Below are 6162 nucleotides of genomic sequence, written 5' to 3' on the forward strand. Positions count from 1 at the left end.
CAGATTCCCTCGCTTCCTGGCTCACGTACTCGCGGCCCACGGCATCCAGCCGTCGTTCATCGAGCAGGAGCTATTGCACATGCAGGACGTGAGATATACCAAAACGACAAACCGTAGCGTCGTCGGCATCATGACGCAGTTTTGCCAATTTGCGGAAGGCTATCGCGGCAGCGATGAAATGAACGATCTTGTCGCGTTGTCAATCAGGTTGGCACGTATCCCTTGCGGCCCGCTGTATAGGGGGCCAGTGTTTCCGGACAAGGCACTGCGCGAATTGATCGGCAGCGGTTCATTGCAATAGCCGCCCCGGCGAACCCAGCGCTTCGAATGTCTCTGCGCGGCCAATTGTTGCCGCTCGCCCGTCCCACAAACTCGTCACTCGAAGGGCTCCTCTACTCTGCAAACGGCCGCAACCGCCACTGAGGTATCCCGGCCAAAACGACCGTATTCAGGCCCGCCGACCGCGACATAGTGCTGAAAAACGCCTGGCACCTGGAGTCGCTGCTGCGGAACAGCACGCTGATCGACGCGCAGGTGACGTTGCACCTGAGTTGGGCAAACGATTACAATCGTCCGTCGCCCCCCGAAGGAGCTTAACCAGGCCCGTGTCTAACACAGGCTTTCGACGAGGTAACCCCGACCGGTGCGCGCTTGACCGGGTCTCCGCATTGCCGCTGAAGTACAGGAGAAAGACGGATGGGGGCGACACCCTGACCGAGCGGAGATGGTTATCCCGAGCCTTAACGTTATTTTCGAGCAGCTCACGCGCACGTTCGTCCCCTCGTTTTCGCAGGCGGCGCTGGGCATTCCCTATGCTCAGTTGAAGGACATCATCTACCCGTCGCCGCCGTACAAGCACTTTCAGATCAAAAAACGAAACGGGTCGCCCCGATTCATCGCGGAGCCGCGTCAGCGTTTGAAGGTAATGCAAGAAAAGGTGCTGACGTTCCTCGAAGAGCGGATGAGCCCGCTCAAACCGGCGGTTCACGGGTTCGTGCCGAAGCGCAGCATTGTCACCAACGCCCGCGCGCACTGTTCGCGCAAGACGCAGTTCGTCCTGAATCTCGATCTGCAGGACTTTTTCCCGACCATCACATTTTTCCGCGTCCGCGGTGTGTTGCGGAACCGACCGTTCAACTTCTCGCACGAGGTGGCCACGGTCATCGCGCACATGTGCACGCTGAACGGGTCACTGCCGCAGGGAGCGCCGACGTCGCCGTTCCTGTCGAACCTCGTGTGTCGGACGATGGATCGGGACCTGACCGATCTAGCACGCCGGAACCGCGCGACGTACACCCGCTACGCGGACGACATCACTTTCTCGTTTGCCGTGCGCACCGCCTCCCGCCTGCCAGCCGCATTTGCGTGGTGGACGAGGACGGGCACCTGACACTAGGCGCCGAACTGCAAGACCTGATCACTGGCAAGCACCATTTCACGATCAACCCGCCGAAGACGCGGTTGAGCGATCGCGCCCGCCGGATGGAAGTTACCGGGCTCACGATCAACAAGTTTCCGAACGTCCGCCGAAAGTTCATCGACCGGATTCGGGGTGCCCTGAACGCGTGGGAGCGCAACGGGTACGCCAAAGCCGAGAGCGGCTGGCAAGCGCGGGTCGCCAACGCAGAAAGCGGACCGTACGAGAAAAAGCCGTGGAAACGGCAAACCCGCACCGGTGCCCCACCGAAACTGCAAAACGTACTGTGGGGAAAGTTGCTCTACCTCCGGATGGTTCGCGGAAAGGACGATCTGATCTACACCCGCCTAGCCGAGCGTTACAACAAGGCGGTGCTCAAAGAGCAGGCGGCGGGACCGTTTAAAGCGCCCAAGCTGCCGGTCGAGCCGGTCGTCCGGGACAAGGTGACCGCGCAGGACGCCTGCTTCGTTGTTGATTGGTATGGCGACTACAAAGACCCTACTCTCGGCGAAGAGATGCCGATGGCGCAGGGGACGGCATTCGTCTACCGAGAACTGGGCCTCCTCGTCACCTGCAACCACGTCTTTGAATGGGAGGGGAAAGTCGGCAAAGCGGACACGGTGATCGACTACGAAAGTCCCTACTTGACGAGCAAAATCCTGCAACTGATTCAACCCGGGACGAAGAAGTCGTGGCCAGCGAAGATCCTCTACCGCGACAAACAGATGGATTTCGCCCTGCTCGCGTTCGAAGGGGATCCGCCTCAGCATCGGTATTTTTCCGCGATGGACAACCCGATCGAGTCGGGCGCGCAGGGCGTGCTGATTGGGTATCCGGCGTGGAAGCAGTGGACGTGGCCGGACTTCAACGATCAGAAGGTGCTGAACCGAACCTTCCCGCATGTCGGGATGAACAGTTTCACGATCTCCGGCGCCGGGAGCATCCGTCCCGGCAACAGCGGAGGACCGTTCACGGACGATCGTTTCCGCGTTGCTGGAATGGCGCAACGTGGCGCATACATGGGCACTGGCCACGATGAATGTCTGTGCCTCGAGATACTCGACGGCCTGATCGCGAAGTACAAAGCAACGCTGGTCCCGCCTGTGCCGCCGGCTCCGGCTACCGTGCTGGGTGCACCGCCGACACCTGCCGCAGGATCCGCAGCCCTACCACTCCCCGTTCCTGCAGCGCCAGCCGCAACGGTCAACGGAGCCGCCGCGCCCGCAGCACGTGCCCCGGCCCACCCTGTTCCTGCCGCGCCGATACCGCCGACCTTGCCCTAACGCCGAATGTCCGGTTCGGCCATGGCCCAAAGCGAGCGCTCGGTGCTGCTGGTGCGCCGCTCTGCACCTCTCCCAATCGGAAGCGACCACACATTTACTCGAAGGCGCGAATGGCTGTTGTACCTTGGTAGTTGCCGAACAGACGACGCTGGGGCGAGCGCCCGCTTGGGGTCGTAAAGCGACATTCGAAAATCTGATTTCCCTTCTCACGCGGCGAACACCGATGCATAAGCCCTGTTTCCGTTTTTACCGCACCTCAAACCCAAACTGGCGATAGTTTCGCCATTAAACGTGGATCCGCTCGACCTCGTCGGGACTGATATCGTCGCGGCGCCGATCGTAAAGCTGCGTGGTGCGCGTTGACGCATGATTGGCCATCGCTGCGGCGTTCTCAAGCGTGCCGCCGTTTTTCAGGTAGGCGGTGATGCCGGTCGCTCGAAACGTGTGGTTGCCAATCTTGGTGTCGATGCCGGCTGCGATCGCGCGGCGCCGTACCATCGCGTAGACATTGGCTTGGGGAATGGAGGTGGCGCTGAGCATTCCGGTGCCGCGTTGAATCGTCCGGAACAAGGGCGTTTTCGTTTCGCCACTAATGTTCGCGCCGTCTATGTAGGCGTGAAGATATTCTTCAAGCGTGCGGTGACAGGGCATCTCATGACGCTTGCCGCCTTTCTCATGCAAGCGCAGCCAGAGCCGCCGATTTTGCACGTACACATCCTCCACGCGCATTGTGATAGCTGCGCCTACGCGTGCGAACGAAAACACCATTAACGCAATCAAAGCCCGGTCCCTAAGGCCAATGGGTGTGCTGACATCGATGCTATCGAGCAACTGCCGGGCTTCGGTTGCATCGAGCACGGGCGTCTTGCCCTTGCGGGTCGTGTGACTGGGTCCGCGCACGGACGCAGTGGGATTGTGCGGCACGACTTGGCCGATGACGAGCCAGTCAAACAGGTGACGAATCGCAGCTAAGCGAAGCTTGACCGTCGGCGCCGACAACGTCTGCGTTTGCAGCTCGATCCAGGTGGCCACATGCGGCGGTTGCACGGCGGTGATCGAGATCACGCCGACCTGCGCGCACCAGGTCAGGAATTCGCCCACTGCGTGCGCATACGCTCGTCGCGTGTTTGCGTTGCGGATGGTCGATGCGAAAAACTCGAGAAAGCGAACGCTCGCCCGCTCGCCGGCATTGACCACTACTACCGGCAGTGGAGAGGACGATCGAACCGCAAGCGCGGCCTCAGACATGATCGGTCGCGGGCTTTTCGTGCCGTTCCGTAAACGCCATCGTCAGATTTAAAAGCCCGTACAGTTCGCCCGCACTGGTCGCCTCAACTTCAACGTCACCCAGTGTCAGGCGCAACCTGCGCCCGGCTCGACCTTGCAGCCAGGCGCCGGTCGCCGCGGTCAGCGTGGACCCGGCGACGGCCGTGCACGGGACCATGAATTCCCCAACAAAGCCGTCACCCCCATCCGCGTGGGCCGCCGTGAAAGTGACCGCGTCAATCTTGCCACCCTCGGCACGGGCGAGGCTATAGAACTGCCGCAGCTCGCGCTGGTATCCCGGACTGAAGGACGCCTCATCGTCGGGTGTGCGCACCAGGGTCAGACGCAGGGTGTCCGGGGTTGGCATGGCGGCTCCTGATATATGTGATAAAGGACATTATCATATATAGATATGACCGGTATCTTCCGCGCTCGGGACAAGTCATACTGCAAAGACCGAGGCGCAGTTCGCCGCTCCTCTTTCTCGTTGCAGATGGCTGAGGTAAGACTGCCTTTGCATTTCACTCATGGCTGACCTCGAGACGAGTCCGCAATACCGCACCCAAAACCAGAAATACACGCGGCGCAAGACTTCACTTGGGAGCGAGCATCATGATGCACAATTTTTTGGCGGACAACCGGTCCGCGTTGATCGAGCGTTGTAAGGTTAAAGTGGGCAAAAGACCGGCGCGCCACGCTACCGAGCAACAACTTGAAAACGGCGTGCCACTTTTTCTTGACCAATTAATCAATACGCTTCGAATCGAACGAACATCGCGCCCGCTGGACAGTCGCATGATCTCCGGGCCGTCTGGGGGCGGCATCACACTTTCCGAAGTCGGCGTCACAGCTGCTCAGCATGGCAAAGATCTAATGGATCTCGGTTTTTCGATCGACCAAGTTGTTCATGATTATGGTGATCTTTGTCAGGCGATTACAGATCTCGCCTACGAGCGGGATGCCCCATTTGAAATCGACGAGTTCCGGACACTGAACCGTTGTCTCGACAATGCGATTGCAGACGCGGTGACCGAATTCAGCTATCAACATGATTCTGCGATCGCGGCGCAGACCCTAGGTGCAACAAATGAGCGATTCGGTGCGTTTGTGCATGAATTGCGCAATGCTTTACTTGGCGCAACATTCGCATTCGACGCGGTTAAAGCAGGAAATATGAATTGGTCTGGCGCTACGGGTAGCGTCCTCGAACGAAGTCTTGATTCCATGGATAAACTGATCAAGCACGCGGTAATCGACGTCCGGATAGCGGCGAGCGGCTCGGTTGCGCCCCAGCAATTTCACGTAGCAGAGTTTATTGGGGACGTTCGCGAATCAGCGATGATGATGGCGAAGATGCATCGTTGTTTGCTAACAGTGTCACCGGTCGACCCGGACATTGCCATCAACGGCGACCGGGATCTCCTGTATTCGGCTGTGGGAAACTTGCTCCAAAACGCGTTCAAGTTCACGCATAGCCATACTGAAGTGACTTTGAACGCCTATGCCGTCGCAGACCGCATCCTTATTGATGTCGCAGATCATTGCGGCGGCCTGTCACCAGATGCTGCCGAAAAAATGTTCCTCCCATTCAAACAGAACGGAAAAAACAAATCGGGGTTAGGTTTAGGTTTGTCAATCGCGCGAAGGGCTGTTGAGGCGAACGACGGTAGTCTGAGCGTTCGTGACGCACCGGGAATCGGCTGTATCTTTACGATAAGTTTGCCGCGCCACGAGTTACTCGATTCATAACCAGTACTGTTTATAAAGGCGGCATCGAGTACCGCGGTATGCTCATCGTGAAAACGCAGCCGATGCCGGGCATGTCTGACACGCTGAGCGTTCCCCCGAATGACTCGACGCTCTTTCGCGCGATCAACAAGCCCAAGCCCAGTCCGCTCTTGTCGGCCGAGTGTTGCTTGAACGGTTGGAACATGGTTTCCACGCTGCCAACAGGCAGACCGCCGCAATGATCTTTTACATCGATCAAAACACGGTCGGCCACCGCATATGCGTTCAAAGTCACTTCAGTGTGCGGGTGAGTAAATTTAAGGGCGTTTTGCAACAAATTGCCCACGGCTGCATACAAGAGATCGCGATCACCCGCTAGTGCAAGTTGGGGGTCCACGGAGGACACGACGAGCTTGCTGCCGCGCACTTGAGCAGCCAGTTCCGCCGCGTGTTCAACCTCAGCGATGA

At 58.8% G+C, this 6162-nt stretch carries 7 protein-coding genes; 4 read left to right on the forward strand and 3 right to left on the reverse strand.

Annotated features, from left to right (window positions below; all coding sequences use genetic code 11):
- From BSU04_RS46275 to BSU04_RS46280, 3 genes are all read left to right on the forward strand, one after another.
- A partial coding sequence (locus tag BSU04_RS46275) for a DUF6933 domain-containing protein (RefSeq protein ID WP_441299946.1) occupies positions 1-301 on the forward strand: 301 nt, incomplete at its 5' end.
- A gap of 423 nt (positions 302-724) precedes the next feature.
- Positions 725-1390, forward strand: a complete 666-nt coding sequence (locus BSU04_RS47405) for a reverse transcriptase family protein (RefSeq protein ID WP_089159944.1) — start codon at positions 725-727, stop codon at positions 1388-1390.
- Positions 1366-2700, forward strand: coding sequence for a trypsin-like peptidase domain-containing protein (locus tag BSU04_RS46280; protein WP_256982271.1), 1335 nt, complete (start codon positions 1366-1368; stop codon positions 2698-2700). Before BSU04_RS47405 ends, BSU04_RS46280 begins: the two co-directional genes overlap by 25 nt.
- Positions 2701-2985: 285 nt before the next feature.
- On the opposite strand, the gene BSU04_RS07140 is transcribed toward BSU04_RS46280, so the two are convergent.
- Both BSU04_RS07140 and BSU04_RS07145 read right to left on the reverse strand, forming a co-directional pair.
- Positions 2986-3948 (reverse strand): tyrosine-type recombinase/integrase, encoded by a 963-nt coding sequence (locus tag BSU04_RS07140; protein WP_089159945.1) that lies wholly within the window; start codon positions 3946-3948, stop codon positions 2986-2988.
- Entirely contained in the window at positions 3941-4333 is a 393-nt protein-coding gene (locus tag BSU04_RS07145; protein WP_089159946.1) for a hypothetical protein, read from the reverse strand. Before BSU04_RS07145 ends, BSU04_RS07140 begins: the two co-directional genes overlap by 8 nt.
- A gap of 245 nt (positions 4334-4578) precedes the next feature.
- Here BSU04_RS07145 and BSU04_RS07150 point away from each other — a divergent pair, with 245 nt between their 5' ends.
- Positions 4579-5715 carry a sensor histidine kinase gene (locus BSU04_RS07150; RefSeq protein ID WP_179258235.1) on the forward strand — a complete coding sequence of 379 codons (1137 nt, stop codon included), beginning with the start codon at positions 4579-4581 and terminating at the stop codon, positions 5713-5715.
- A 10-nt stretch (positions 5716-5725) separates the two neighbouring features.
- On the opposite strand, the gene BSU04_RS07155 is transcribed toward BSU04_RS07150, so the two are convergent.
- A partial coding sequence (locus BSU04_RS07155) for a sensor histidine kinase (protein WP_144021155.1) occupies positions 5726-6162 on the reverse strand: 437 nt, incomplete at its 5' end.

It is taken from the genome of Caballeronia sordidicola, from assembly GCF_002220365.1.
Taxonomy (GTDB): domain Bacteria; phylum Pseudomonadota; class Gammaproteobacteria; order Burkholderiales; family Burkholderiaceae; genus Caballeronia; species Caballeronia sordidicola_C.

Bases quoted from the DNA above. Each gene is read 5' to 3' on its own strand.
- BSU04_RS47405 (WP_089159944.1), top strand. From the start codon at position 725: ATGGTTATCCCGAGCCTTAACGTTATTTTCGAGCAGCTCACGCGCACG.
- BSU04_RS07140 (WP_089159945.1), bottom strand. From the start codon at position 3,948: ATGTCTGAGGCCGCGCTTGCGGTTCGATCGTCCTCTCCACTGCCGGTA.
- BSU04_RS07145 (WP_089159946.1), bottom strand. From the start codon at position 4,333: ATGCCAACCCCGGACACCCTGCGTCTGACCCTGGTGCGCACACCCGAC.
- BSU04_RS07150 (WP_179258235.1), top strand. From the start codon at position 4,579: ATGATGCACAATTTTTTGGCGGACAACCGGTCCGCGTTGATCGAGCGT.